At 70.9% G+C, this 25,655-nt stretch carries 25 protein-coding genes, 1 tRNA gene and 2 pseudogenes; 22 read left to right on the top strand and 6 right to left on the bottom strand.

What is annotated here, in order from left to right; all coding sequences use genetic code 11:
• Positions 1–69 precede the first annotated feature (69 nt).
• From mfd to BJF85_RS00655, 5 genes are all read left to right on the top strand, one after another.
• Positions 70–3,633: a transcription-repair coupling factor gene (gene mfd, locus BJF85_RS00670; protein WP_075845298.1), complete on the top strand. Its 3,564-nt coding sequence runs from the start codon at positions 70–72 to the stop codon at positions 3,631–3,633.
• A 58-nt stretch (positions 3,634–3,691) separates the two neighbouring features.
• On the top strand, positions 3,692–4,465 hold the full coding sequence (locus tag BJF85_RS00665; protein WP_083665811.1) for a hypothetical protein: 774 nt from the start codon (positions 3,692–3,694) through the stop codon (positions 4,463–4,465).
• Positions 4,414–4,638 carry a hypothetical protein gene (locus BJF85_RS29330; RefSeq protein WP_083665810.1) on the top strand — a complete coding sequence of 75 codons (225 nt, stop codon included), beginning with the start codon at positions 4,414–4,416 and terminating at the stop codon, positions 4,636–4,638. The genes BJF85_RS00665 and BJF85_RS29330 overlap by 52 nt, the downstream gene beginning before the upstream one ends.
• Positions 4,635–5,600, top strand: a complete 966-nt coding sequence (locus BJF85_RS00660; RefSeq protein ID WP_075845297.1) for a MazG family protein — start codon at positions 4,635–4,637, stop codon at positions 5,598–5,600. The genes BJF85_RS29330 and BJF85_RS00660 overlap by 4 nt, the downstream gene beginning before the upstream one ends.
• Before the next feature lie 90 nt (positions 5,601–5,690).
• Positions 5,691–6,506 carry a murein transglycosylase gene (locus tag BJF85_RS00655; RefSeq protein WP_255375289.1) on the top strand — a complete coding sequence of 272 codons (816 nt, stop codon included), beginning with the start codon at positions 5,691–5,693 and terminating at the stop codon, positions 6,504–6,506.
• Between the two features lie 15 nt (positions 6,507–6,521).
• Here BJF85_RS00655 and BJF85_RS00650 read toward each other — a convergent pair whose 3' ends face one another.
• Positions 6,522–6,950, bottom strand: coding sequence for a tetratricopeptide repeat protein (locus tag BJF85_RS00650; protein ID WP_075845296.1), 429 nt, complete (start codon positions 6,948–6,950; stop codon positions 6,522–6,524).
• 170 nt (positions 6,951–7,120) lie between these two features.
• Here BJF85_RS00650 and BJF85_RS00645 point away from each other — a divergent pair, with 170 nt between their 5' ends.
• The 9 genes and pseudogenes from BJF85_RS00645 to BJF85_RS30855 all read left to right on the top strand — a co-directional run bounded on the left by BJF85_RS00645 (position 7,121) and on the right by BJF85_RS30855 (position 13,385).
• A complete protein-coding gene (locus BJF85_RS00645) occupies positions 7,121–7,720 on the top strand; it encodes a VOC family protein (RefSeq protein ID WP_255375288.1) in 600 nt (199 codons plus the stop codon).
• A 176-nt stretch (positions 7,721–7,896) separates the two neighbouring features.
• Entirely contained in the window at positions 7,897–9,183 is a 1,287-nt protein-coding gene (gene eno, locus BJF85_RS00640) for a phosphopyruvate hydratase (RefSeq protein WP_075845295.1), read from the top strand.
• Positions 9,184–9,362: 179 nt separating this feature from the next.
• Positions 9,363–9,731 (top strand): septum formation initiator family protein, encoded by a 369-nt coding sequence (locus BJF85_RS00635; protein WP_187346842.1) that lies wholly within the window; start codon positions 9,363–9,365, stop codon positions 9,729–9,731.
• Positions 9,724–10,260 (top strand): DUF501 domain-containing protein, encoded by a 537-nt coding sequence (locus BJF85_RS00630; protein ID WP_075845293.1) that lies wholly within the window; start codon positions 9,724–9,726, stop codon positions 10,258–10,260. Before BJF85_RS00635 ends, BJF85_RS00630 begins: the two co-directional genes overlap by 8 nt.
• Before the next feature lie 123 nt (positions 10,261–10,383).
• Positions 10,384–10,548, top strand: coding sequence for a hypothetical protein (locus tag BJF85_RS27805; RefSeq protein WP_158056730.1), 165 nt, complete (start codon positions 10,384–10,386; stop codon positions 10,546–10,548).
• Between the two features lie 83 nt (positions 10,549–10,631).
• Positions 10,632–11,381, top strand: coding sequence for a lytic transglycosylase domain-containing protein (locus BJF85_RS00625; protein WP_075845292.1), 750 nt, complete (start codon positions 10,632–10,634; stop codon positions 11,379–11,381).
• Positions 11,382–11,637: 256 nt separating this feature from the next.
• Complete coding sequence (locus BJF85_RS00620; RefSeq protein ID WP_075845291.1) at positions 11,638–11,838, top strand: hypothetical protein; 201 nt, start codon at positions 11,638–11,640, stop codon at positions 11,836–11,838.
• 20 nt (positions 11,839–11,858) lie between these two features.
• Positions 11,859–12,812, top strand: a complete 954-nt coding sequence (locus BJF85_RS00615) for a Ppx/GppA phosphatase family protein (protein WP_075845290.1) — start codon at positions 11,859–11,861, stop codon at positions 12,810–12,812.
• Between the two features lie 10 nt (positions 12,813–12,822).
• A pseudogene (locus BJF85_RS30855) lies at positions 12,823–13,385 on the top strand (sugar O-acetyltransferase).
• 16 nt (positions 13,386–13,401) lie between these two features.
• On the opposite strand, the gene BJF85_RS00605 reads toward BJF85_RS30855, so the two are convergent.
• From BJF85_RS00605 to BJF85_RS00595, 3 genes and pseudogenes are all read right to left on the bottom strand, one after another.
• Positions 13,402–13,761 carry a hypothetical protein gene (locus BJF85_RS00605; protein WP_075845289.1) on the bottom strand — a complete coding sequence of 120 codons (360 nt, stop codon included), beginning with the start codon at positions 13,759–13,761 and terminating at the stop codon, positions 13,402–13,404.
• A gap of 119 nt (positions 13,762–13,880) precedes the next feature.
• On the bottom strand, positions 13,881–14,150 hold the full coding sequence (locus BJF85_RS27800; protein ID WP_158056726.1) for a hypothetical protein: 270 nt from the start codon (positions 14,148–14,150) through the stop codon (positions 13,881–13,883).
• 350 nt (positions 14,151–14,500) lie between these two features.
• Positions 14,501–15,990: pseudogene (locus tag BJF85_RS00595) on the bottom strand (S10 family peptidase).
• An 82-nt stretch (positions 15,991–16,072) separates the two neighbouring features.
• On the opposite strand from BJF85_RS00595, the gene BJF85_RS00590 reads away from it, so the two are divergent.
• Positions 16,073–17,236, top strand: a complete 1,164-nt coding sequence (locus BJF85_RS00590) for a macrolide family glycosyltransferase (RefSeq protein WP_075845287.1) — start codon at positions 16,073–16,075, stop codon at positions 17,234–17,236.
• Entirely contained in the window at positions 17,217–17,915 is a 699-nt protein-coding gene (locus tag BJF85_RS00585; RefSeq protein WP_255375287.1) for a uracil-DNA glycosylase, read from the top strand. The genes BJF85_RS00590 and BJF85_RS00585 overlap by 20 nt, the downstream gene beginning before the upstream one ends.
• A 54-nt stretch (positions 17,916–17,969) precedes the next feature.
• Here the strand turns inward: BJF85_RS00585 and BJF85_RS00580 are convergent, their stop codons facing one another.
• Positions 17,970–18,839 (bottom strand): metalloregulator ArsR/SmtB family transcription factor, encoded by an 870-nt coding sequence (locus tag BJF85_RS00580; RefSeq protein ID WP_083665808.1) that lies wholly within the window; start codon positions 18,837–18,839, stop codon positions 17,970–17,972.
• Positions 18,840–19,106: 267 nt separating this feature from the next.
• Between BJF85_RS00580 and BJF85_RS00575 the strand changes: the two genes are divergently transcribed.
• Both BJF85_RS00575 and BJF85_RS00570 read left to right on the top strand, forming a co-directional pair.
• A complete protein-coding gene (locus BJF85_RS00575) occupies positions 19,107–20,429 on the top strand; it encodes an NAD(P)/FAD-dependent oxidoreductase (RefSeq protein WP_075845286.1) in 1,323 nt (440 codons plus the stop codon).
• Positions 20,430–20,575: 146 nt separating this feature from the next.
• A tRNA-Leu gene (locus tag BJF85_RS00570) sits at positions 20,576–20,649 on the top strand.
• Positions 20,650–20,686: 37 nt separating this feature from the next.
• Here the strand turns inward: BJF85_RS00570 and BJF85_RS00565 are convergent.
• Positions 20,687–21,328, bottom strand: coding sequence for a TetR/AcrR family transcriptional regulator (locus BJF85_RS00565; RefSeq protein ID WP_075845285.1), 642 nt, complete (start codon positions 21,326–21,328; stop codon positions 20,687–20,689).
• A gap of 106 nt (positions 21,329–21,434) precedes the next feature.
• On the opposite strand from BJF85_RS00565, the gene BJF85_RS00560 reads away from it, so the two are divergent.
• The 4 genes from BJF85_RS00560 (at position 21,435) to BJF85_RS00545 (ending at position 25,645) form a co-directional block, all read left to right on the top strand.
• A complete protein-coding gene (locus BJF85_RS00560; protein ID WP_075845284.1) occupies positions 21,435–21,923 on the top strand; it encodes a 2Fe-2S iron-sulfur cluster-binding protein in 489 nt (162 codons plus the stop codon).
• Complete coding sequence (locus BJF85_RS00555; RefSeq protein ID WP_075845283.1) at positions 21,920–22,924, top strand: xanthine dehydrogenase family protein subunit M; 1,005 nt, start codon at positions 21,920–21,922, stop codon at positions 22,922–22,924. The genes BJF85_RS00560 and BJF85_RS00555 overlap by 4 nt, the downstream gene beginning before the upstream one ends.
• Positions 22,921–25,134 carry a xanthine dehydrogenase family protein molybdopterin-binding subunit gene (locus BJF85_RS00550; protein ID WP_075845282.1) on the top strand — a complete coding sequence of 738 codons (2,214 nt, stop codon included), beginning with the start codon at positions 22,921–22,923 and terminating at the stop codon, positions 25,132–25,134. Before BJF85_RS00555 ends, BJF85_RS00550 begins: the two co-directional genes overlap by 4 nt.
• Positions 25,135–25,264: 130 nt before the next feature.
• Entirely contained in the window at positions 25,265–25,645 is a 381-nt protein-coding gene (locus tag BJF85_RS00545; protein ID WP_075845281.1) for a VOC family protein, read from the top strand.
• The last annotated feature ends 10 nt before the right edge of the window (positions 25,646–25,655 follow it).

The following is a 25,655-nucleotide window of genomic DNA, read 5'->3' as shown; positions in this document are numbered from 1 at the left end:
CCACATTTTCCCGGGCACGGGTCTGTCCGTGCGTTCCCGTACAGGGGGAGTCTTCCCGTGTCCCAGCCGATGTTGGCCGGCCTCCTGTCGGCCGTCCTGCCCGATCCCGCGCTGCGTGCGGTCGCCGAGCGTGCCGGCGCACCGCTCGTCGATCTCGACGGTGCCCCCGCGACCCGGCAGCTCGTGCTCGGCGCGCTGGCCTCCGACGAGGGCGCGGGCAGGCCGGTACTGGCGGTCACCGCGACCGGCCGTGAGGCCGAGGAGCTGACGGCCGCGCTGGGCAGCCTGCTCGGCGAGGACGTGGTGACGGATTTCCCGTCGTGGGAGACGTTGCCGCACGAACGGCTCTCGCCGCGGGCCGACACCGTCGGCAAGCGACTGTCGGTGCTGCACCGGTTGGCCCGGCCGAACCAGGACGGTCTGCGGGTCGTGGTGTCGACCGTGCGGAGCCTGATCCAGCCGCTCGCACCCGGTCTGGGCTCGTTGGCGCCCGTCGACCTGCGGGTCGGGGAGGAGCAGGACTTCGAGGGCGTGCTCGAGCGGCTGGTGGAACTGGCCTACACGCGCGTCGACATGGTCGAGAAGCGCGGCGAGTTCGCGGTGCGAGGCGGCATCCTCGACGTGTTCGCCCCCACCGACGACCATCCGCACCGGATCGAGTTCTGGGGCGACGAGGTCAGCGAGATCCGCACGTTCTCGGTGTCGGACCAGCGTTCGCTGCCGGGCGAGGAGTCGGAGGTCGGCCAGGCCACCGCCCCGCCGTGCCGGGAACTGCTGCTCACCGACGACGTCAAGGCGAGGGCGGCCGAGCTCGCCGAGGAGCACGCCGCGGACGCGCAGCTCGCCGAGATCCTCACCAAGCTTGCCGGCGGCATCCCGTCCGAGGGCATGGAGGCGTTGATCCCGGTCCTGTGCGACGGCGAGCTGGAACTGCTCACCGACGCGATGCCCGAGGGCACGCACATCGTGCTGAGCGATCCGGAGAAGATCCGCGCGCGGGCCGCCGATCTGGTGCGCACGGGCCAGGAGTTCCTCGAGGCGTCGTGGACGACGGCGGCCGACGGCGGCCGCGCCCCGATCGACCTCGGCGCCTCGGCGTACCGCGGACTCGGCGAGATCCGTACGCATGCCACCGATTCCGGTCGTTGCTGGTGGACGTTGTCGCAGCTGACGAGCGAGGACGACGTGGTGCACGTCGGCATCGACGGCGTCCCCGGGTATCACGGCGAACTGGACAAGGTCGTCACCGATCTGCGCGCGCACACCGCGGCGGGCGGCGCGGCCGTGGTGGTCGTCGCCGGCAGCGGCACCGCGCAGCGCGCCGTCGAGCAGCTGTCGTCCGGCGAGGTGCCTGCGACCTATGTGGACAGTCTCGCCGAGCAGCCGAAGCCCGGGGTCGTCACCGTCACGTGCGGTGCGATCACCGACGGGTTCGTCGCTCCGGGGAGCGCGTTGGTGGTGCTCAGCGAGTCCGACATCACCGGCCGCGGTGCGAGTGTCGCCCGGTCCGGGCGCGATCTGAACACGAAGATGCCGTCGCGGCGGCGCAACGCCGTGGACCCGTTGGCGCTGAAGGCCGGCGACTACGTGGTCCACGATCAGCACGGCATCGGCAAGTTCGTCGAGATGGTGCAGCGCACCATCGGCGGCGCCACCCGTGAGTACCTGGTGCTCGAGTACGCGGCCTCGAAGCGCGGCCACCCCGGCGACCGGCTGTTCGTGCCGACCGATCAGCTCGACGAGGTGTCGCGGTACGTCGGCGGCGAGCTGCCGACGCTGAACAAACTCGGCGGCTCGGACTGGAAGAACACGAAGGCCAAGGCGCGCAAGGCCGTCAAGGAGATCGCCGCCGAACTGGTGCAGCTCTACGCCGCCCGGCAGGCGGCGCCCGGGCACGCGTTCGGACCGGACACCCCGTGGCAGCGCGAACTCGAGGACGCGTTCCCGTTCGTGGAGACCAACGATCAGCTCGCGGCCATCGACGAGGTCAAGGCCGACATGGAACGCAGCGTCCCGATGGACCGGGTGATCTGCGGCGACGTCGGCTACGGCAAGACCGAGATCGCGGTGCGCGCCGCGTTCAAGGCGGTCCAGGACGGCAAGCAGGTCGTGGTGCTCGTGCCGACGACACTGCTCGCGCAGCAGCACCTGAACACCTTCACCGAGCGGATGAGCGCGTTCCCGGTGACGATCCGCGGGATGTCGCGGTTCACCGAGCAGGCCGACGCCGACAAGACGTTGGCGGAACTGGCCGCGGGCGAGGTCGACATCGTGATCGGCACGCACCGGCTGTTGCAGACCGGGGTGCGCTACAAGGATCTCGGTCTCGTCATCGTCGACGAGGAGCAGCGGTTCGGCGTCGAGCACAAGGAGCACATCAAGGCGCTGCGCACGCACGTCGACGTGTTGACGATGTCGGCGACGCCCATCCCGCGCACGCTCGAGATGAGCATGGCGGGCATCCGCGAGATGTCGACGATCCTCACCCCGCCCGAGGATCGACACCCGATCCTGACCTACGTCGGCTCCTACGACGACAAGCAGGTCGCGGCGGCGCTGCGCCGCGAGTTGTTGCGCGACGGGCAGGTCTTCTTCGTGCACAACCGGGTGTCGTCGATCGAGAAGGCGGCCAAGCGGCTGCGGGAACTGGTGCCCGAGGCGCGGGTCGTCACCGCCCACGGCCAGATGCCCGAGCACCGGCTCGAGCAGATCATCGAGGGGTTCTGGGGGCGCGACTTCGACGTGCTCGTGTGCACGACGATCGTCGAGACCGGTCTGGACATCTCCAACGCCAACACGCTCATCGTCGAACGCGGCGACATGCTCGGCCTCGCCCAGCTGCACCAGTTGCGCGGGCGCGTGGGTCGCGGGCGCGAGCGCGGGTACGCCTACTTCCTGTATCCGCCGGAGAAACCGTTGACCGAGACGGCGCACGACCGGCTCGCGACGATCGCGCAGAACACCGAACTCGGCGCCGGGATGGCGGTGGCGATGAAGGACCTGGAGATCCGCGGCGCGGGCAACATCCTCGGCGAGGAACAGTCCGGGCACATCGCGGGCGTGGGCTTCGACCTGTACGTCCGGCTGGTGGGCGAGGCCGTCGACGTGTTCCGCCGGAGCGCGGGCGCCGAGCCCGTCGAGGACGAGGCGCCGACCGAGGTGCGGGTGGACCTTCCGGTCGACGCGCACCTGCCGCACGACTACGTACCGGGCGAACGACTGCGCCTCGAGGCGTACCGGAAGATCGCGGCGGCCACCGATCAGTCCGAACTGGACGGTGTGCTCGAGGAGCTGGTGGACCGCTACGGCCAACCGCCGGAACCGGTGCGGCGGCTGTTGGCTGTCGCGGCGTTCCGCCAGGCGTGCCGCAGGGCGGGCGTGACCGAGGTGACCGTGCAGGGCAACACCATCCGCTTCACCCCGATGCCGTTGGCCGATTCGCAGCTGGTGCGGCTCAAGCGGCTGTACCCCAAGGCGACGTACAAGGCCGTCACGCACACGGTGTCGGTGCCGAAACCCACCGAGGGGCCGGCCGGTGGCCGGATCGGCGCACCGCCGTTGCGGGACGAGGCGCTCATCGACTGGTGTCACAACCTGCTGACGTCGATGACGCAGCAGCCCGCGACGGTCTGATCGACGTACCGGTGTGATCGTTGTACAGGGCGGCGGGGTGTGTGCGAAGGTACGGTCTGTGATCCGGATCATGCGTCGTCCCGCCGCGTTGTTCACCGCCGCTGCCGCCATCGCCGTTCTGGCCGGGTGCGGCACCGGGCCCAGTCAGGTCACCTCCGCCGCGATCGTCGGCGAGCGCTCCGTGCCGCTCGACGGCGTGCAGCAGGAGGTCGACTGGTTGCTCGACAACGTGCCGCAGGTGCGGGAGGCACAGGGGCAGCGCAAGCTCGATCTGCACGCGCGCGAGGTGGTGCGCGGACGGATCGTGCACGAGCTGACCGAGATCGCCGTCCAGCGGGAGGGGCTGCGGCCGAACGAGGGCGAGATCGACCAGCTCGTCGAGGGCAGCGGTGGGGCCGCGGAGATCGCGCGCACGGCCGGCGTGGCCCCGGAGCGGGTCCACGACCTCGCCTACGACCAGGTCATGCTCCAGCAGCTGGCGGAGAAGTACGTCGGCAGGCTCTCGGTGGAGCTCACCGGCACGGTGATCACCCAGGACGAGCCGGGCAACAGCGCGAAGGACCAGGCCACCGCGCTCGGTGAGCGCATCGCGCAGGACCCGGAGCGTGCGCAGCAGGTGGTCCGGCAGGAGGGCCACCAGCTCGTCGACGAGCAGCTCGACTTCGCGGAGGCACTGCAGAGCGACCCCGAACTCGCCACGACCGCCGTGTTCGCGCCCAGGAGGGCACGGTCGTCGTCATCCAGCCGAGCCGGCAGCAGGCCGGGTGGCTCGTCGGCCTGGTGTCCGACCGGACGGTCTCGGGTGCGGCGGAACCGCTGCCGGGGCAGGTGAATCCGGAGTTCCTGTACTTCGCCGGGCTCCGCATGCTCCAGCCCATTGCGGAGGACGTGGGCGTGCGCCTCAATCCGCGGTACGGCGTGTGGGACGAGGCGGCGCTCGCGCCGGCTCCGAACGAGGACGAGTTGACGGGCACGCTGCTGCGGTCACGTACCGTGCAGTCATGACCTGGCGATCCGCGACGGTAGTCCTCTGCAGTCCGGCACTGCCGGATTCCCTCCCTGCCGCGGCGTTGGGAGTCGTGCGCGCCGCCGAGAACGTCTACGCCGCCCCGGGTCTTCCCGATTCGCTCCGCGTGGCGCTCGATGCCAAACCGGCGCCGCATCCGGATGAGCTGACCCGCCAGAGCGGGGTCGTGCTCGTGGCCTCCGGGGCGCACGAACCCGGCGCCGCCGCGCTGATCGCGGCCGGTGCCACCGTGATCGAGGCGTCGGTCCCGCCGTTGTCGCGGGCGGTGGAGGTCATGGACCGCCTGCGTTCGCCCGGCGGCTGCCCGTGGGACGGGGCGCAGACGCACGAGTCGCTGCGCCGCTACCTGATCGAGGAGACCTACGAACTCCTCGAGGCGCTCGAACAGCAGGATCGTCCCGCCATGCGCGAGGAACTCGGCGACGTCCTGCTGCAGGTGCTGTTCCACGCCAGGGTCGCCGCCGAGCACGACGGCGACCCCTTCGACGTCGACGACGTCGCCCGGAACCTCGTGGACAAGATGGTCGGCCGGCATCCGCACCTGTTCGCCGGCGCGGAGCAGGTGGACTCGCCCGAGCACCAGGCGCTCCGCTGGGAGGATCTGAAGCAGCGGGAGAAACAGCGCGAGTCGCTTGTGGACGGTGTCGCGCTGGGACAGCCCGCGGCCGCGCTCGCCGGCAAACTCGGTCAACGCACCGGGCGGGCGGGCGTCCCGTTCGACCTGCTGCCCGCGGAGGAGGGCGAGGGCGCGCGGTTGTTCCGCATCGCCGCGGCCGCCTCGCGCACGGGCGTCGACCCGGAGGGTGCGCTGCGCGCGGTCGCGAAGGACTTCGCCGAGCAGCTGCGGGCGGCGGAGGCGGCGGCCCGCGAGGCGGGCCGCGATCCGGCCGAACTGGATGCCGACGGATGGCGGGAGTTCTGGCCGACGCCGCACCCGTAACCTGACCGAGTGAGCGAACGCCCTTCGTCTGCTACCCCGGGTACTCGTGGTGGATGGTCGTGGCCGCTGCCCGGTCCCGCACGGTCGCGGTTGGCCCTCACGTTCGCGCTCATCGCGACCGGGTTGATCCTCGTCTTCACCGTCGGCACGGAGCGTGACGAGGAGCCCGCCGCCGAACCGGGCACTCGCGAACCGGCACCCGAGGAGTCGCCTCCGGCGCTCCACCGCACGCTGCCGGCCGCGGCCGCCGAGGCGCCGGTCGACCGCAAGCAGGTCTCCGACGAACAGGAACTCGACGACTGGTCCCGGCAGGTGGAACGGGCGACGGGAGTGCCGGCCCGCGCGGCGGCCGCCTACGGGCGCGCGGAGATGTGGCTGCGCGGCGGCGAACCCGACTGCCACCTGTCCTGGAGCACCCTCGCGGCCATCGGCTACGTCGAGACACGGCACGGCGAGGGCGGATCCGGGACGCCGATCCGCGCCGACGGACGTCCCGCCGAACCGATCGTCGGTCCGCCCCTCGACGGCACGCGCGGCCGCGCCGAGGTCGCCGACACCGACAACGGCCTGCTCGACGGAGACGTCACCTGGGACCGCAAACTCGGCCCGCTCGGCTTCCTGCCCGAGCACTGGGAGAACGCGGCCGACCGGGCGACCAGGGACGGCCGGCCGCCCGACCCGCAGGACGTCGACGACGCCGCACTCACCGCCGCGCGGCTGCTGTGCGGGCAGGGGCGCGACCTCTCGAGCGTGGACGGCTGGTGGGAGGCCGTGCGCGTCCACCACGGAGCCGGCCCGGCACCGGACGCCGGGAACGGACCCGACGAGGACCCGGCCGAGAGCTACGGCCGTGAGGTCGCCACCCGGGCCGACATCTACGGCCGGCGGATGCCCGCCGACCGCTGAGGGCGCTCGGACCCGTCAGGTTCCGTGCAGCGCCAGTCTCGCCGAGACCTCGCCGATGGCGTCCTGGTACTCGGGCTGCGGATGCATCGCCGAGGCCATTCGCAACTGGCCGAGCGCCTCGGCGAGGCGACCCAGCCGCTGCAGGGTCTTGCCGAGCACGAAGCGTGCGTAGTGGTCGGACGGATCGTGTTCGAGCACCCTGCCCAGGGCGTGCTCGGCCCGCCGCAGCTGCGCCGAGTGGAAGTAGGCGCGGCCGGCGAGGAGCTGGACGCTGGGCTTGTCGGCCTCCGCCTCGAGCACGGGTTGCAGGGCCTGGAGCGCGTCGAGCGGGCGACGCCGTTTCACGAGTGCCTCGGCCTGGCGGAAGGCGTGGACACGGGCTTCACCGGCATCGGGCGCGGCCGGTCGGACGAGGCCGAGGGCCCTGCCGGAGGTGGATTCGATGGCGTCGACTCACCCATGGTTCAGCGACGGTACCCGCGTCCTGCGTGCTAATCGACCCCTTGACAGCCTCCGGCCGCCGAAGATCAACCTGGTGGCGCAGTACGCGGACCGACATGCCGTGGGCGGGGGCGCGACAAGCCGCGCTCATTCGTGTGGTGGACTTGCGCGCCATGAGCGACCCAGTGATGAAGGGCGATGACCCGAGGTACCTGGGCATTGCGCCGTACCTTTACTACACGGACGCCACCGAGGCGGTGGAGTGGCTCACCCGCGTCCTCGGGTTCACCGAGAAGGTCCGTTACGTCGACGCGGCGGGCGAGGTGTTCCAGGCGACGTTGAGCGCGGGCGGTTCCGACATCCACCTGGCGGGTGTCGGCGACGAGTACTGGCCGGCCAAGGGGGTCGATGGACCCGTCGGCCAGCTCAACGTGGTGTACGTCGACGACGTCGACGTGCAGTACGAGCGGGTCAGCGAGGCCGTCGGCGAGACGGTCGAGGTGTCCCGTCCGCAGGACCAGCCGTACGGGGCGCGGCTGTTCACGGTGCAGGACATCGGCGGCAACAGCTGGACGTTCTGGCAGCACATCTCCGACACGGCCGAGCTGCCCGCCGGCTGGCGGCAGATCCGCAGCGGCGACTCCGACTCCGCGAGCACCGCCGACAGTGCCGACAGCGCAGACACCGCCGCGAGCGCCGACGGAGCCGACGGCGTCGGCTCGGACACGACCGACACGGCGCCCGGAACGCCGGCACCCGCGTCCGAGTCCTGAGACATGCGCCACGTGGGCCGGAAAAGTCACTCTTCGCACGTCGCGCTCGCGCGTGCCTCCAACGGGTGACCTACGACGCCCGATACGCTGCCCTCGACGCGACTACGTTGGGTGCCGTCATGTCTCAGGCATGTCGGCATGCACGTCAAGTCGACACAACCGGGTGAGGAGCAAGTGTGGCCGTGATCGAGCAGGTAGGCGCGCGCGAGATTCTCGACTCTCGCGGCAACCCGACCGTCGAGGTGGAGGTGGCCCTCGACGACGGCACGTTGGCGCGTGCCGCGGTGCCGTCGGGTGCGTCGACCGGTGAGCACGAGGCGGTGGAGCTGCGGGACGGCGACGCCGGTCGCTACGGCGGCAAGGGCGTCGAGCGGGCCGTGGCCGCCGTACTGGACGAGATCGGCCCCGACCTGTCGGGCGTCGACGCCGTCGACCAGCGCATCGTCGACCAGAAGCTGTTGGACCTCGACGGCACGCCGGACAAGTCCCGGCTGGGTGCGAACGCCATCCTCGGCGTCTCGCTGGCCGTCGCGAAGGCCGCGGCCGACTCGGCCGACCTGGAGCTGTTCCGCTACCTCGGCGGTCCGAACGCGCACGTGCTGCCGGTGCCGATGATGAACATCCTCAACGGCGGTGAGCACGCCGACACCGACGTGGACATCCAGGAGTTCATGATCGCCCCGATCGGCGCGGAGTCGTTCCGGGAGGCGCTGCGCTGGGGCACCGAGACCTACCACGCGCTGAAGTCGGTGCTGAAGTCCCGCGGCCTGGGTACGGGCCTCGGTGACGAGGGCGGGTTCGCGCCCAGCCTGTCGAACAACCGTGAGGCCCTGGACCTGATCGTCGAGGCGATCGGCAAGGCCGGGTACACCCCGGGCCGCGACATCGCGCTGGCACTCGACGTCGCCGCGACCGAGTTCCACTCCGACGGCGTCTACACCTTCGAGGGCCAGAAGCGCACCGCCGAGGACATGAGTGCCTACTACGCCGAGCTCGCCGCGGCGTACCCCCTGGTGTCGATCGAGGACCCGCTGTCGGAGGACGACTGGGACGGCTGGGTCACGCTGACCGAGCAGCTCGGCGACAAGGTGCAGCTCGTCGGCGACGACCTGTTCGTCACCAACCCGGACCGGCTCGAGGAGGGCATCTCCCGCCGCGCCGCGAATGCGCTGCTGGTGAAGGTCAACCAGATCGGCACGCTGTCGGAGACGCTCGACGCGGTGTCGCTGGCCACCTCCTACGGCTACAAGTCGATGATGAGCCACCGTTCCGGCGAGACCGAGGACACGACGATCGCCGACCTTGCCGTCGCCACCGGCGTCGGCCAGATCAAGACCGGCGCCCCGGCCCGGAGCGAGCGCGTGGCCAAGTACAACCAGCTGCTCCGCATCGAGGAGACCCTCGGGGACGCGGCCCGCTACTCGGGCGACCTCGCGTTCCCGCGGTTCACGCCGGAGGGCTGAGGCGCACCGTGGCCGAACGGGGGAGAACGCGGACGCGACGCGGCGGGAGCCGAGCACGCGGCTCGGCTCCCCGCGACGTGCGGTCGCCGCAACGCACCAGGCGGAGCGGCGACCGCAGGTCGTCCCTGCGCCGTTCGGCCGCTGCCAAGCGCACGGCGGGCGCCGCGAAGGTGCTCGGTATGTCGACGACCCGGCGGGCCGCGATCGTCGCGATCGTGGTGTGCGCGCTCGCGTTCACGATCGCGGTGCCGCTGCGGACGTACCTGTCGCAGCAGGCCGAGGTGTCCGAGCAGGAGGCCCGGCAGCAGCAGTTGCGCCAGCAGGTCGAGCAGCTCGAGGAACGCAAGGCCGAGTTGTCGGACCCGGCGCAGGTCGAGGCCGAGGCCAAGCGCAGACTGCGTTATGTGACTCCGGGGGAGACGCCGTACATCGTGCAGCTCCCCGGGGACCGGGGCGACGAGAGCCGCCCGCTGCGCGGCGACGAACAGCCGCACAGTGATGCGGCGTGGTACGAGAACTTGTGGGATGGCGTGACCGAGCGTGAATAGCACCGACTTCGAGCCCGTGACCGAGGCGGACAAGGCGATCATCGCCGAGCAGTTGGGCCGCCCGCCACGGGCTCTGCGGGCGGTCGCCGCGCGGTGTCCCAGCGGGCATCCGAGCGTCGTGCAGACCAGTCCGCGGCTCGAGGACGGCACGCCGTTCCCGACCCTCTACTACCTGACCTGTTCGAACCTCACGTCCCTCGTCGGCGGGCTCGAGGCCCGCGGCGTCATGCGCGAGATGACCGAGCGGCTCGAGCAGGATCCCGAACTGGCGGCGGCGTACGAGCATGCGCACACCCAGTACCTCGCCGAACGCGACGCCATCGACCCGTTGGGCCACGAGGTCAGCGCAGGCGGAATGCCGCGCCGGGTCAAGTGTCTGCACGTCCACCTCGCGCACACGTTGGCCCGCGGCGCTGGTGTGAACCCTTTCGGGGACGAGACGTTGGAGCTGCTGGCCGAACTCGGCTGGCCGAACGGCCCCTGCGCGGCCGGGCATGCCGACGCCGACGATCAGGGTGCTCAGGGGTAGCCCGTCCGGATCAATCTCGCGCGAACATCGGCGTTTGCGTGTGAGCACGCGTCCCAACGGGCACTCTGGCCTCGACACGGTGACACGGCGGCACCGGTCGTTCGGTTGTGCGAGGAGGGGCGCGTGGACAGACCGCGCAGAGTCCGGTTCTCCGAGAAGGTCGCGTCGGTCGCCTTGGCGGCCGCACTGGCGGTGACGCCGGCGGCACTGCTCGCTGATCGGTCCGAACAGGACTATCGAGCGATGGGGGCCGCGGCCTTCGAGACCCGTCCGACCGGCAACCGGTAGGCGCGGGTGCCGGCGACACGGAGCAGGTCGCCGTCAACGGAAGCCTGCCGACACCGCCCCAACCCGAGACTCTTCTCGCCGACATGCCCGCGGCCGGCGGCCCGTTGGGCATCCCGGGCAGCATGCTCGCGGCGTACCGTCAGGCCGCCGACCGGTTGGCGGCCGAATCGCCCGACTGCGGCGTCGACTGGGCCCTGCTGGCGAGCGTCGGCCGGATCGAGTCGAACCATGCACGCGGTGGTTTCGTCGACGCCGACGGCACCACCAGGGAGCGCATCCTCGGGCCGGTGCTCGACGGCGGCCCGGGCGTCGCCGCGATCCGCGACACCGACGGCGGCCGACTCGACGGCGACCCCGTGTGGGACCGCGCGGTCGGCCCGATGCAGTTCATCCCGGCGACGTGGCAGGCGTTCGGCGCCGACGGCACCGGCAGCGGCCAGGCCGACCCGAACAACATCCACGACGCGACGCTCGCAGCGGGGCGCTACCTGTGCGCGGGCAGCTCGAACCTGCGCGACGACAACCAGCTGCGCGGCGCACTGCACCGCTACAACAACTCGAGCTCCTACGTCGCGACGGTGATCCGCTGGGCCGAGGCCTACCGCACCGGCGCGCTGCCCATCCCGGACAGCGACGTGTCGCTCGGCGCACCGCCGCAGGTCGTGGCGGCCCCGGCCCGCCCCGCGCCGCCCGAGACGTCGAACCCGGACGCCGTCGCCGCACCGGGCCACAACTCCCCGGACGGTCAGCGCCCCGGCGGCCCCGGCAACGGTGGCAACGGCGGCAACGGCCCGGTAACGGCGGCAACGGCCCGGCAACGGCGGCCCCGGTAACGGTGGCAACGGCCCCGGTAACGGTGGCAACGGCAACAACGGTGGCGGTGGCGATCAGTCGCGGCCGCCGGTCGACGACCCGAACCGGCCCGACCGCCCGAACCCCACGCACCCGGATGACGAGACACCGCCGCCGGACGGGACGACCCCGCCGGACGACACCACGCCGCCGGACGACACCACGCCGCCGGAGGACGGCACGCCGCCGGAGGACGGCACGCCGCCGGAGGAGGACGAGAACGAGCCGGAGTGGTGCGTGTGGCCGGAGGAGGACGGTGCCGAGAGCGAATCGGCGACCTCGGACGAGCTGCCACCGTGTTACTGCCCGCCGGATTCGGACGAACCCGGCGACGAGGTCGAGAACCCCGAGGAGTGCTGGGACGAGGAGCCTGCCGACCGGCCGAAGGACGGCGAGGGCACGGCGACGGCCCCGGCGGCTCGCCACGAGGAGCGCTGAGGGTCGATTAGTGTTGGGGCATGCCCCGCGTAGCCGCCATCGACTGTGGAACCAACTCGATCCGTCTGCTCGTCGCCGAGCTGACCCGCCGCCACGACGGCAGCGTCGACCTACGTGACCTGCATCGGGAGATGCGGGTCGTGCGACTCGGTCAGGGCGTCGACGCGACCGGGCGGCTCGCGCCCGAGGCGCTCGAACGCACCAGGGAGGCGCTGGCGGCGTACACGGTCGCCGCGCGGCGCAAGGGCGCCGAGCAGGTGCGCATGGTGGCGACGTCGGCGACCCGCGACGCCGAGAACCGCGACGAGTTCTTCGCGATGACCCGCGAGGTGCTCGGGGTGGAGGCCGAGGTCATCACGGGTGACGAGGAGGCGCGGCTGTCGTTCACCGGCGCGGTCGGCGAGCAGGACCCGGACGACGGCCCGTTCCTGGTGGCCGACGTCGGCGGCGGGTCGACCGAGCTCGTGCTGGGCACGTGGGACGGCGCGCGGGCGGAGATCCTCGGTGCGAAGTCGGTGGACATCGGCTGTGTGCGCATCACCGAGCGGGCGTTGCCGACCGACCCGCCGACCGACGCCGACGTCGAGGCCGCACGCGGGCTCGCGCGCGAGGTGCTGACCGGGGCGTTCGACGTGGTCGACGTGGCGAAGGCGCAGACGTGGATCGGCGTCGCCGGCACGGTGACGACGCTGTCGGCGGTGGCGCAGAACCTGCCCGAGTACGACTCGCAGGCCACGCACCTGTCGACCATGACGCGGGCGACGCTCGACCGCGTCACGGCCGAACTGCTCGCCGCCGACCACGACGCGCGCGCCGCGAACCCGGTGATCCACCCGGGCCGGGTCGACGTCATCGGCGGCGGCGCACTGGTGGTGCAGACGCTCGCCGACGAACTCGCCCAGCGCGGCGGCCCGGACCGCCTCGTCGTCAGCGAGAAGGACATCCTCGACGGCATCGCCCTCTCCCTGGCCTGAACGCTCGGCCGTGGGCGAACACAAGGAGCGCATGCTCCGCGGGGAGTGGTACCTCGACGAGCCGGAACTCGTCGAGGACCGCCGCCGGTGCCGCCGGCTCGTCGACCGGTTCAACGCCGCGGACGCCGCCGACGACGCCCTCAGGCGTGCCGTCCTCACCGAGCTGGTCGCCTCGCTCGCGCGGGCGCCGTGGTCGAGCCGCCGTTCCGGTGCAGCTACGGGACGCAGATCCGGCTCGGTGCGAACGCCTTCGTCAACAGCGATGCGATCTTCATGGACGACGCGCCCATCACGGTTGCCGAGGACGTTCGGATAGGGCCGCGTGCACAGCTGCTCACGGCGTTGCATCCGATGGAGGACCACGAGCGACGACGTGCCGGCTGGGAACGGCCCGCGCCCATCACCATCGGCGAGAACACCTGGCTCGGCGGTGGTGTGATCGTCTGCCCCGGCGTGACGATCGGTGAGAACACGGTGATCGGTGCGGGCAGTGTCGTCGTGCGGGACGTGCCCGACCACACGTTCGCCGCGGGCAATCCGGCCCGCGTGATCCGGCGCCTGGACGGCAGCTGAGCTGTTGCGAGTCCAGCTACGTCGTCAGGACGCTGTCGTCGAACTCGGTCGGCGGCAGGTCGGCCACCGCCACCCAGCCCGAGGCGATGATCGCCGCCAGGGGGTCGTTCCAGAAATCCGGCCGTTCGTCGCCGGTCAGATCGTCGGGGCGGATGGCGCAGACGCGGCCACTTCCCGGGCGGTACATCACCAGCACCACCGGCGGATCGTGGAGTCGGGCACGCTCGATCGCCGAGCCGTACGTCTCGGTGTCGAGGCACACGACGATCGTCGGCGGTGTCGCGTCCTGCTGGATACTCGCGAGGGAATCGACGGCGGCCGGTGTGCGGCACAGCTCCCGGATCGTCCGCACAGCAGCCTGGTAGTCGGGGTTCACAGTTCTCCTCCCGCTCGTGGTGTCGGCGTCGTGAGTCCTACGTCAGCGCTGGACAACCCGGCGTCGAGAGGCGACACCGTGCTCGGGCGTCGCGGTGGCGGTGCGCACGAGACGTGCGGTCACCGTCGGCCCGCTGCGCACGAACCGTCCGGTGCGTGTCCATCCGGTCTCGGCCAGAACGGCGTCGACGGCTCGGGCCCATTCGTCCCACGTCGCGCGTCGGGCACGGCGAAGCACTCGATCGGTTCCCGCGGGGCGTGTCCCACGGGCACGATCCACGCGGTGTCCGCGTGCGGTCCGTCCGTGTCGACCTCGAGTGTGGCCACGCAAGCAGCCGCGGGGGCTGCGGCGTCCGGCACGTCGACGGTGAGCGCGTCATGACTGCGCACGGTGGGGTCCCTTCACCTATTCGGCGCGTAGACGTGGAATTAAAACCCATTCGATCCGGCGCATTCAATAACCTGTGACGTGAACTGTCAATGAGGCCGCTTTAATCTACGAAAACAGAATCTTCCGAGGAAGCAATTTCGGCGTGCGATTGATTGCGTGGAAGTGGGCGGGCAGTACCGGCCCGCGTTCATGTCGAGTCTGGAGACCGTTGCCGGACACCGGAGAACCACTGCTGTGAGGTGGCGCGGCTTCACCTGACGGCAGCCGTCCGGCGCCGCGGCGCGTGGCCGTGACGCCGGACGGTGCAGTGCCGGTGGCGAGTCGCCGGTGGCGAGCCCTCGCCACCGGGTCAGCGATTGGAGGCCGACTTGACGAACTCGCCGAGGTCCTTGCCTTGCTGGACCCGCGAGGCGTCGTGCACGTACATCATGTGCCCGGCGGGGTAGTACGCCGTTTCCACATTGGACTGCAGGTCGGCGGGGATGCGGAGCTGGGCGATGACGTGCTCGGCTGCGTAGTACGGCGTCGCGCCGTCGTAGTGGCCGAGTGCGACGTGCACCTTCAGGTGCGGGTTCTCGCGCATCGCGCCGCTGAGCGAGTCCACAACGGACACGGCGCGGCCCTCGAAGTCCGAGTACGACCAGGCCTTGTTCACGTCGATCGACAGGATCTCGTACGGCAGGTCGCTGACGTACTCGAGCTCGGCACGCACGTAGTGGTTGAACGCGGCCGAGTAGGCGCCGATGATGCGCGAGATCGACGCGTCGTCGCTCATGTGCTCCCGCCCGCCGTCGGGCTCCCAGGTGGTGAACCGGCCGTCCATGCGGCCGGTGACCAGCCCCTCGTCGCGCAGCAGCTCGGTGAAGAACCGCACGTGCTCGATGCGCAGGTTCACCCTGTCCACATACGACTCCGACAGGCCCGTCAGCTCGGCCAGCTTGGCGACGACCTCGGCGCGCTCGTCGGGGTCCAGGCGCGCACCGCGCTGCAACGCCCACGGCAACGTGTTCGACGCGAACTCCTCGGCCTCGGCCAACACGTCGCCGAGCTCCCGGTCGCCGTGCTTGCCGTGGTAGTGCGCGATCGCTGCGTACGTCGCACGAAGAGGCTGTAGGGAAGGTCGTTGCCCTCGGTGAACCGGATCGTGCCCATGTCGAGCACCGACGAGATCAGCAGCAGACCGTTCAGGTACAGCCCGTGCCGGCTCTGCAGATGCGCGGCGAGCGCGGCCGCGCGCAGCGTGCCGTACGACTCACCGGCCACGAACTTGGGCGACAACCACCGCTGGTTGCGCGAGGTCCACAGCCGGATGATCTCGCCGACGGACTCCACGTCCGGGTTGAAACCGTGGTAGTCGCCGGGCTTCTCGCCGTCTGCGGCGCGGGAGTAGCCGGTGGACACCGGATCGATGAACACGAGGTCGCTGTGCGCCAGCAACGTGTCGGGGTTGTCGACGAGCCGGTACGGCGGCGGTTCGGGCGCGTCGACGTCGCCGGACACGACCCGGCGCGGCCCGAGCACGCCCATGTGGAGCCAGATGCTCGACGAACCGGGCCCGCCGTTGAAGGCGAACGTGACGGGACGCGTCGTCGGATCGGCGCCGTCCAGCGTGTAGGCGGTGACGTACACCTCGGCCTTCGGCTTGTGGCCGTCGAACGTGCCGTCGGTGAGGACCTCCTTGCGCAGCACGACCCGGCCGGTCTGCGCCGTGTAGGCGAGCTTGCGGCGCTTGATGGTGATCGAGTGCTGCGTGGTGACGAGGTCGTCGACCGGCTCGGCCGGGGACGCGGCGCCGTCGGGGTCGGGCTTGCTGTCGACTGTGTCAGGCGTGTCTGGCATGCCTACAACCTATGCCGAGCACCCGCCGGGCCGCCGGGAAAATCGGCGCGCGGTTCGCCGCGTCCGCTGACAGGATGCCGGCATGCATCTCGTGATGGTCGGCGTGACCGCGCCCAGCCACGTCTACCCGGGTCTCGGACTGATCGCCGAGCTCGTCGCCCGCGGGCACCGCGTCACCTACGTCGTCGGCGAGCGGCTGGCCGACCTCGTCGCCGCGACCGGCGCGGACGTCGTCACCCACGAATCGGTGATGCCGGAGGCCGACGAACACTGGCCCGAGGACACCGGCGCGGCGATGCAGGTGTTCCTCGACGACGCGATGACCGCGCTGCCCGTGCTGCGCGAGCTCGACCGGCCGGACGCGGTGCTCTACGACATCGGCGGTTTCGCAGGGCGGGTCGCCGCGCACCACTGGGACGTGCCCGCCGTGCAGCTGTCCACCGCGTACGTCGCGTGGGAGGGCATGGCCGAGGAGATGGCCGAGTTCAAGACGCAGCTGAAGGAGTCGGCGTCCGGTGCGCGCTACTTCGCGACCGTGCGCGCGTGGCTCGACGAGAACGGCATGGACGTCGATGCCGACGAGTTCCTCGAGACGCCGCCCGCGTGCGTCGTGCTGATCCCGCGGGTGCTGCAGCCGAACGCCGACCGGGTGGCCGATCGGTACGTCTTCGCCGGCCCGTGCGTCGACCCGGCCCGCCGCACCGGCTGGACGCCCGAACCGGGCGACGACCGCCCGCTCGTCTACGTCGCCCTCGGCACCGCCTACACCGACCAGCCCGACATCTACCGCGCCTGCATCGACGGGCTGTCCGGCGAGTACCGCGTGGTGCTCGCGACGGGCAAGGTCGACCCGGCCGCGTTGGGCCCGCTGCCGGACGGGGTGACGGCGGAGCGCAGCCGGCCGCAGCTGGACGTGCTGGAGCACGCGGCGGTCTTCGTCAGCCACGCCGGCATGGGCAGCGCCGCCGAGTCGCTGTGGTTCGGCGTGCCGACCGTGCTGCTGCCGCAGGCCGTCGACCAGCCGCTGAACGCCGACACGCTCGTCGCGGTCGGCGCCGGGGTGCTGCCCGCGGAGCCGTGGGACGCTGCGACCCTGCGCGCGGCCGTCGACGAGGCGACCGGCAAGACCGGCCGGGCGCGGGAGCTGCGCGCCGAGGTGCGCGCGCAGGGCGGTGTCGAGCGTGCCGCCGACGCGGTGGAACGCCTGGCGCGGGAGACTGTGCCGCGTGGTGCGCACACTCGCTGACCTCGACCGGGAGCTGATCGACTGCCGTGCGTGCCCGCGGCTCGTGGAGTGGCGGGAGCACGTCGCGGCGACCAAACGTGCCGCGTACGCCGACGAGACGTACTGGGGCAGGCCCGTGCCCGGGTTCGGGCCCACCGACGCGCGGCTGGTGATCGTCGGACTGGCGCCCGCCGCGCACGGCGCCAACCGCACGGGCCGGATGTTCACCGGCGACCGCTCCGGCGACGTGCTGTACCGGGCGCTGTACGACGTCGGCCTGGCCTCGCAGCCGACCTCGACCCACGCCGACGACGGGTTGACGCTGCACGGCACGCGCATCACCTCGCCGGTGCACTGCGCGCCGCCCGCCAACAAACCCACGCCGGCCGAACGCGACACGTGCGGCGGCTGGCTGGCCGAGGAGCTCGACCTGCTCGCGCCGACGATGCGCGCGATCGTGGTGCTCGGCGGTTTCGGCTGGCAGGCGTTGTTGCCGATCCTCGCGCGGGCGGGCTGGGAGGTGCCGCGCCCACGCCCGGCGTTCGGCCACGCCGCGCACGTCGAACTCGCCGGCCCGGCGCCCCTGCACGTGGTCGGCTGCTACCACGTGAGCCAGCAGAACACCTTCACCGGACGTCTCACCCCGGCCATGCTGCGCGACGTCCTGAACCAGGCAAGACACCTGGCCGACCTCCCGTAACCCGTCGCCGTGTCAGCACCCCACGTCGCCGTGTCAGCAATTCACGCGGGCGTGTCAGCAACTCGCGTCGCCGTGTTGGCATCTCGCGTCGCCGGCGGGATCCGGGGCCCTCACCTCAACCCCGCGCGCGTCAGCGGGGACGGCGGGCAGGGTCTCGCCGGTCTCGAGCAGCGTTTTCAGATCCGACAGCAGATGCGGCCAGCCGTTGCTCACCATCTGCTGCATCGTGCTGCCCTCGGGGAAGTCGTCGTGCACGACGGTGAGCTTGACCAGGTCGCCCAGCGGCTCGATCTCGAACGTGACCTTCGACCGGCGTTCGGCGACGAGGGTGGCCAGTGTGTCGGCGTCGATGCCGGCGCCGGCCGCCCATTCCTCCGTGGGCGTGTGCCACGTGTAGGAGAGCTTGCGGTACGGCTCGGCCTCGAGGACGCGTTGTTCCGGGTCGACAGTGCGGTTCCCGTGCTCCTCCCAGACCATGGGCGAACCCGGCTGCCAGTCGGTGTCGAACTCGATTCCCCAGTAGCGGCGCGTGAACGCCGGATCGGTGAGGGCGCGCCACAACTGTTCGGGCGTGGTCCTGATGAAGGTCGTGTAGACGAAATCGTCGTTGCTCATCGGTGATGCCTCCAATGCGCGGGTGAGGTCGGCGAGCGCCTCGGCGCGCCGGCGGTCGTAGCGGCTGAGCCAGCGGTCGGCGATCGCGTTGATCGGTGCGGCGTCGAGGTAGTGGAGCTTCTCCCTGCCGTGCCGGACGGTCGTGACGAGCCCGGCGTCCTCGAGTACGGCGAGGTGTTTGCTCACGGATTGGCGCGCCATGTCGAGGCCCTCGCACAGTTCGCGCAGGCGCTGTCCGTTGTGGGCGTTGAGGCGGTCGAGCAGGCGGCGCCTGCTGGGGTCGGCCAACGCCTTGAAGACCGGGTCCATGGGGCGTGATCGCAATCAGGAAAAGGTAACCGTTTGGCTGCCTAAGATACGCAGCCGTGCGGCTGCATGTCAACGCTGACCTCATCGGGTCGGCGAAGGTGTGAGTAATCAGCCGAATGTCGGCGACAGGTGTTGCGTTTGGACTGCGTACGGGGTAGGACGCTGTGAAGTCGTTGTCAACTGAATCGTTTGCGAGAAGTCGGCGACACCGATCACACCTGGCTGGCCCGGTGGGTGGGGGTTGCCGGTTAGTGGGAAACTGAACTCATGGCAGTCAAGTCGGAACCGACGAGGATCCTCATTCTCGGCGGTGGGTACGTCGGCCTCTACACGGCGCTGGGTCTTCAGAAGAAGCTCCGCGCCAACGAGGCGTCCGTGACGATCGTCGATCCGCAACCGCACATGACCTATCAGCCGTTCCTTCCGGAGGCGGCTGCCGGGTCCATCGAGCCCCGGCATGTCGTGGTTCCGTTGCGCCGGGTGCTCCGACGCTGCCACGTCCTCACCGCCCGGGTGAACAAGATCGAGAACGAGCGCAAGACCGTGACGGTCGAGGCCGCCGACGGGCACATCGAGCAGCTGGGCTACGACGTCCTCATCGTCGCGCTCGGCTCCGTGCCGCGGCTGCTGCCGATCCCCGGTCTGGCCGAGCAGGGCATTGGCATCAAGACCGTCGGCGAGGCCATCTACCTGCGCAACCACGTGATGACCAAGCTCGACGAGGCCTCCAGCACGCTGGACCCCGACCTGCGCAAGCGGTTGCTGACGTTCACCGTCGTCGGCGGCGGGTTCGCCGGCATCGAGGCACTCGCCGAGCTCGAGGACATGACCCGGTTCGCCACGCGCTACTACCCGAACATCGATCCGGAGGACGTCCGGTGGGTGCTCGTCGAGGCGGCCGGCCGGATCCTGCCGGAGGTGCGCGACACCCTCGGCGTGTGGACGGTCGAGCAGCTCGAGAAGCGTGGCATCGAGGTGTACCTGTCGACGGCGGCGAAGTCGTTCGAGAACGGCCGGGTCGTGCTGTCCGACGGCACCGAGTTCGACAGCGACACCATCATCTGGACGGCCGGCGTGAAGGCCAACCCGGTCGTCGCGCAGTCCGACCTGCCCATCGACAAGCGGGGCCGGCTCGAGGCGACGGCGGCGTTGAACGTCGTGGGGCACTCGGACGTGTGGACCGCCGGTGACGTCGCGGCCGTGCCGGACCTGTCGCGGACCGAGGAGGACCCGACGGCGACGTGCCCGCCGAACGCGCAGCACGCGGTGCGGCAGGCCAGGCACCTGTCGAAGAACATCATCGCCTCGCTGCGTAGTGGCAAGCCGACGGACTACTACCACAAGAACCTCGGCGCGGTCGCCGGTCTCGGCCTGCACAAGGGCGTCGCCGACGCGATGAACATGAAGATCAAGGGCTTCCCCGCGTGGCTGTTCCACCGGGCCTACCACGTCAAGGCGATGCCGACCTTCAACCGCAAGGTCCGCATCCTCCTCGACTGGGCGCTCGGCGGTCTGTTCCGCCGCGAAACCATCGCCCTCGGGCAGATCAACAACCCGAAGGAAGAGTTCACCCGCGCGTCCAAGTCCTGACCCGCGAACAACTCCGCCGGGAGACCGGCCCCGCACCACCATGCAATCGGGGTGTGGGGCCGGTTTTCATTTTCGTGACCTCCGTACCTGCGGTTTCGTTACCGGGGTGGCCACGATCGGGGAGCCGAGGGGCATAAGCTGCAGGAGCCCCCGTAGCCCAACCGGCAGAGGCAGTCGACTTAAAATCGATCAAGTGCGGGTTCGAATCCCGTCGGGGGCACTCCAAGGACGTGCACCGGTGGGGCGTCTTCCGGCGTTCACCGCAACGTCGGAATACCCGCGAGGAGTGCGGCTACCGCCCGCTTCGTCGCGGGCACGAACTCCACCTGCATTCCGGCCAGCTCGGGATGGCGGTCGTAGGCCTCGCGCAGTGTCGGCGGCGGGTTCGCGGCCGGGTAGAACGCCATCGCGAACGCGGCCGCCGCCGTGACCACCTCGCTCGCCTCGGCGTCGGTGAGCTCGGCGGAGCACTCCGCGATCGCCACCGCCAGCTCGGCGGTCAGCCCATGCATGGTGCGTTTGAACTCCGCCGCCGCCTCCACCCCGACGTTGTGCTCGAGCGACGTGCCGCCCTGGCTGATCAGGTCGCACAGCAGTGGTCTTTCGCCGAGCGGCTCGACGAGCGCGTCGACGATCCCCTCGCGCGGGAGCCGCCGCTTGACCTCGTCGACCCATTGCCGTCCGTGGACCAGCGAGAGCTCGAGGTAGATCTCCTCGCGGGTGCCGAAGTAACGCACCACGTTCGACTTCGCGAAGCCCACCCGTTTGGCGATGTCGCCGAGGCTGACGTCGCGCACACCGCGTTCGAGCGCGAGCTCCTCCGCCGCCGCGAGGATCGCCTCGCGGCGCTGCCGCTTCTGTTCCGGACGCCTTGCCCGTACGAACGTTTCCTGAGTCATGTCTCAGCGGAGTATAGGTAACCAGTTAGAGGAACGCCGTACTCTTGTTAACGGTACAGCGTTCTGTTAACTTTGCGGTACATCCACCACGACGAAGGAGACCGCGATGGCCGAGGTGCGCTTGCGCGTCAACGGGGCCGACCGACGGCTCGACATCCCCCCGCAGGTCAGCCTGCTCGACGCCCTGCGCGAGCACCTCGGGCTGCCCGGTACGAAGAAGGGCTGCGACCAGGGCGCGTGCGGCGCGTGCACGGTGCTCGCCGACGGCGAGCGGATCAACGCCTGCCTCGCGCTCGCCGTGCAGTACGCCGACCGCGAGATCACGACGATCGAAGGCGTCGATCATCCGCTGCAGGAGGCCTTCGTCCGTCACGACGGGTTCCAGTGCGGCTACTGCACCTCCGGCCAGATCTGCTCGGCGATCGGGATGCTCGCCGAGCACAAGGAGGGCATCCCCAGCGCCGTCACCGAGGACCCGCCGGCCGAGGGCGAGGAGCTGACCGACGAGGAGATCCGGGAACGGATGAGCGGCAACATCTGCCGCTGCGGCGCCTACAACGGGGTCGTCGAGGCGGTCGCGGAGGTCGTGCGATGAGAACGTTCGACTACGTGACGGCCACGGACGTCACCACCGCGCTGCGCACCGTCGCCGAGAGGCCGGGCGCGAAGTTCCTCGGCGGCGGCACGAACCTCGTGGACCTCATGCGCGAGAACGTCGAGCGGCCGGACGTGGTCGTCGACGTCACCCGGCTGCCGCTGACCGCCGTCGACGAGTTGCCCGGCGGCGGTGTCCGCGTCGGAGCCGGCGTGCGCAACAGCGCGCTCGCCGCGCACCCGCTCGTTCGTACGCGCTACCCCGTGCTCTCGCAGGCAGTGCTCAACGGCGCGTCGGCGCAGCTGCGCAACATGGCGACCGTCGGCGGGAACCTGTTGCAGCGCACGCGATGTCCGTACTTCTACGACACCGCGTCGCCGTGCGCGAAGCGCGAGCCGGGCAGCGGCTGCGGCGCGCTGGGCGGCATCACGCGCGACGCGGCGATCCTCGGGGTGAGCGAGCACTGCGTCGCGACGCACCCCTCGGACATGGCCGTCGCGCTCGCGGCGCTCGACGCCGTCGTCGAGGTGGAGAGCACGCGGGGCGCGCGGCGTGTGCCCGTGGTGGAGCTGTACCGGCTGCCGGGCGACACGCCGCATGTCGAGACCGTGCTCGAGCGCGACGAGCTGATCACCGCCGTCGAGCTGCCCGCTACCGACGTGACCCCGCGGTCCCGTTACCGCAAGGTGCGAGACCGGGCTTCGTACGCGTTCGCGCTCGTCTCCGTCGCCGCCGCGCTGCGCCTCGACGGCGGCACCGTCGCCGACGCTCGCGTCGCGCTCGGTGGCGTGGCGCCACTCCCGTGGCGTGCCGCCGAGGCCGAGCGACTGCTCGTCGGCGCACCCGCCACCGAGGAGACCTTCGCCCGCGCCGCCGAGTCCGAGCTCGCCGCGGCCAGCCCACAACACGACAACGCGTTCAAGGTCGAGCTCGCACGCCGCACGATCGTGGCGACCCTGCGCGAGCTTCGGGACAATGCCGCAGACGGGAGCGCCGCATGACCAGCACTCACAACACCACCCGTGGGCCCGTGGTCGGCGCACCGGTCGACCGCGTCGACGGGCCGGCGAAGACCACCGGCGCGGCGCGCTTCGCCGCCGAACACGACCTTGCCGGTCTCGTCCACGCGGCACTGGTGACCGCGACCGTCAGCCGTGGCCGGATCACCCGCATCGACACCTCCGCAGCCGAGACGCTTCCCGGAGTGGTGGCGGTGCTGACGCACCACAATGCGCCGAAGCTCAACCCGCCGAAGCGCGTCTCCCCTGTCAACATGAGCTCGATGATCTCCGGCACGCAGGTCAACTACCTCAACACCGACGAGGTGCACTGGGACGGCCAGCCGGTCGCCGTCGTCGTGGCCGAGCATTCCCACGCCGCACGCGAGGCGGCCGCGCTCGTCGAGGTGACCTACGAGCGTCTTCCCGCCACGGTGGACTTCTCCGCGGAGCTGCCGAACGCCGTGCTGGACAAGGGAAACATGCTCATGCCCACCGGTGCGAAGAAGGGCGACGCCGACGCGGCGCTCGCGGCGGCACCGGTCGTCGTCGACTCGCAGTACTCGACGCCGCAGCACCACCACAACGCGATCGAGCCGCATGCGACGACCGCCGTGTGGCGCGGCGACGAGCTGACCGTGCACGACGCGACACAGAACATGGCGTGGCTGCGCACGCATCTTGCGCTCCGGTTCGGGGTGCCGGAGGCCAAGGTGCGGGTGCTGGCGCCGTTCGTCGGCGGAGGATTCGGCGGCAAGGGGTTCGCCTGGCCTGGCGTGATCCTCGCGGTGCTCGCCGCGCGGGCGACGGGCCGCCCGGTCCGGCTGTCACTCACCCGCGAGGACGTCTACCGCACGGTCGGAGCGCGGACACCGTCGACTCAGCGGGTCGCGCTCGGCGCCGGCCGTGACGGGAAGCTCACCGCACTCGTACACACCGCTGTCACCAGGAAGAGCCCGGTCGGCGGTCAGCCGGAACCCGCCGTGACACCCGCGAACCACCTCTACGACGTGGCCAACATCCGCACCGCACTGAGCTCGGTGACACTCGACTGGATCCCGAACACGGCCTTGCGCGCACCCGGCGACGCGATCGGGTCGTTCGCACTCGAGTCGGCGATCGACGAGCTCGCGTATGAGCTGGGCGCCGACCCGATCGAGCTGCGCATGCGCAACGAGCCCGAGCGAAACCCCATCGACGGCAAGAAGTTCTCGCACCGGATGCTGCGTGAGGCCTACGAGCTGGGTGCGCGGCGCTTCGGCTGGGCCGACCGCTCGCCGGAGCCCGGCACGACACGCGACGGCCGCTGGCTCGTCGGCACGGGCGTGGCGACGGCGTACCACCCGCAACTGCGTCTCACGGCGAACGTGACCGTACGGCTCGCCGCCGACGGCAGCGTGACCGTCCGCAGTGGACTACACGAGATCGGCGTCGGCGCGGCGACCGTGCAGGCGCAGATCGCGGCCGACGCGCTCGGCGTGCCGTTCGACGCGGTGCACGTCGAGTACGGCGACTCGGCGCTGCCCGAGGGAGCGATGGCGGGCGGCTCGATGCAGACCTCGAGTGTCGCGGCCAGCGTGCTCGCGGTGTGCCGGAAGCTCACGCGGCGGCTCGACACGTTGGCGCGGCGTTCGGGCACAGAGGGCCGAACGCCGGCCGAGGTCGTCGCCGCCGCGAAGGTTCCCTACATCGAGGCGGCGGTCGGCTCGGACACCAGGATCGGCAAGGCGGTGGGCCAGGCGCGGTTCATGGCGAGGACGATGCGCGACATGCGCAGATGGCAGAAGGCCGCGTGTGGCGCGCACTTCTGCGAGGTCCGGGTCGATGCCGACACCGGCGAGGTGCGCGTCTCCCGGTGGACGGGCGCCTTCGACGTCGGCCGTGTCATGAACCGCAAGACCGCGGTCAGCCAGCTCCGTGGCGGGATCGTCATGGGCATCGGGATGGCGCTCACCGAAGAGGCGCACGTGGACCCGCGCAGCGGCCGGATCATGAACCCGAGCCTGTCGGGCTACCACGTGCCCGTCCACGCCGACATCCCGCCGATCGACATCGCCTACCTCGACGAGGCGGACCCGACCATGCCGCTGGGCCTGCTCGGCATCGGCGAGGTGGGCATCACCGGCGTCGCGGCGGCGGTCGCCAACGCCATCCACAACGCGACGGGCAAACGCCTCCGCGACCTGCCCATCACCCCGGCCAAGCTCCTGTGACACCGCGAGTCCTGCGGTTCCACCGGCCTGTTTCCATCCTTTGCTGTTCCCGCCGGGGGCACTCCAAGATGGGGAGCGTCCGTCGGGGGATGTCCCACCCCTCGAGGACCGCCTGGAAGCAGGAGGATCCATGGCAACGGTGAAGGTTCGCTACATCGTCGACGACGTCGCCTCCGCCGTCGATTTCTATACCCGGAACCTGGGTTTCGGCGTCGAGTTCCATCCGGGGCCGGGGTTCGCCATCGTCGGCAGGGACGAGCTGCGGCTGTTGCTCAGCGCCCCCAGTGGGCCGGGCGGTGCCGCGCAAGCCATGCCCGACGGTCGCGTCCCGCAGCCGGGTGGCTGGAACCGCATTCAACTCGAGGTCGTCGATCTCGACGCGGAGGTGGCGGCGTTGCGTGAGGCGGGTGTCCACCTGCGCAACGACGTCGTGATCGGACGCGGCGGCAAGCAGATCCTCGTGGAGGACCCGTCCGGGAATCCCGTGGAGCTGTTCGAGCCCGCCCGGTAGCGCCGCCCGC

Source organism: Saccharomonospora sp. CUA-673, from assembly GCF_001942305.1.
In the GTDB taxonomy this organism is placed as follows: domain Bacteria; phylum Actinomycetota; class Actinomycetes; order Mycobacteriales; family Pseudonocardiaceae; genus Prauserella.
The sequence above is the reverse complement of the archived record's forward strand: the minus strand, read 5'-3'. Positions and strand labels throughout refer to the sequence as shown.

Excerpts from the sequence above, each read along its gene's own strand:
- mfd (WP_075845298.1), top strand. The coding sequence starts at position 70 with ATGTTGGCCGGCCTCCTGTCGGCCGTCCTGCCCGATCCCGCGCTGCGT.
- BJF85_RS00660 (WP_075845297.1), top strand. The coding sequence starts at position 4,635 with ATGACCTGGCGATCCGCGACGGTAGTCCTCTGCAGTCCGGCACTGCCG.
- BJF85_RS00645 (WP_255375288.1), top strand. The coding sequence starts at position 7,121 with ATGAGCGACCCAGTGATGAAGGGCGATGACCCGAGGTACCTGGGCATT.
- BJF85_RS00635 (WP_187346842.1), top strand. The coding sequence starts at position 9,363 with ATGTCGACGACCCGGCGGGCCGCGATCGTCGCGATCGTGGTGTGCGCG.
- BJF85_RS00625 (WP_075845292.1), top strand. The coding sequence starts at position 10,632 with ATGCCCGCGGCCGGCGGCCCGTTGGGCATCCCGGGCAGCATGCTCGCG.
- BJF85_RS00615 (WP_075845290.1), top strand. The coding sequence starts at position 11,859 with ATGCCCCGCGTAGCCGCCATCGACTGTGGAACCAACTCGATCCGTCTG.
- BJF85_RS00590 (WP_075845287.1), top strand. The coding sequence starts at position 16,073 with ATGCATCTCGTGATGGTCGGCGTGACCGCGCCCAGCCACGTCTACCCG.
- BJF85_RS00580 (WP_083665808.1), bottom strand. The coding sequence starts at position 18,839 with ATGGACCCGGTCTTCAAGGCGTTGGCCGACCCCAGCAGGCGCCGCCTG.
- BJF85_RS00575 (WP_075845286.1), top strand. The coding sequence starts at position 19,107 with ATGGCAGTCAAGTCGGAACCGACGAGGATCCTCATTCTCGGCGGTGGG.
- BJF85_RS00565 (WP_075845285.1), bottom strand. The coding sequence starts at position 21,328 with ATGACTCAGGAAACGTTCGTACGGGCAAGGCGTCCGGAACAGAAGCGG.
- BJF85_RS00560 (WP_075845284.1), top strand. The coding sequence starts at position 21,435 with ATGGCCGAGGTGCGCTTGCGCGTCAACGGGGCCGACCGACGGCTCGAC.
- BJF85_RS00555 (WP_075845283.1), top strand. The coding sequence starts at position 21,920 with ATGAGAACGTTCGACTACGTGACGGCCACGGACGTCACCACCGCGCTG.
- BJF85_RS00550 (WP_075845282.1), top strand. The coding sequence starts at position 22,921 with ATGACCAGCACTCACAACACCACCCGTGGGCCCGTGGTCGGCGCACCG.
- BJF85_RS00545 (WP_075845281.1), top strand. The coding sequence starts at position 25,265 with ATGGCAACGGTGAAGGTTCGCTACATCGTCGACGACGTCGCCTCCGCC.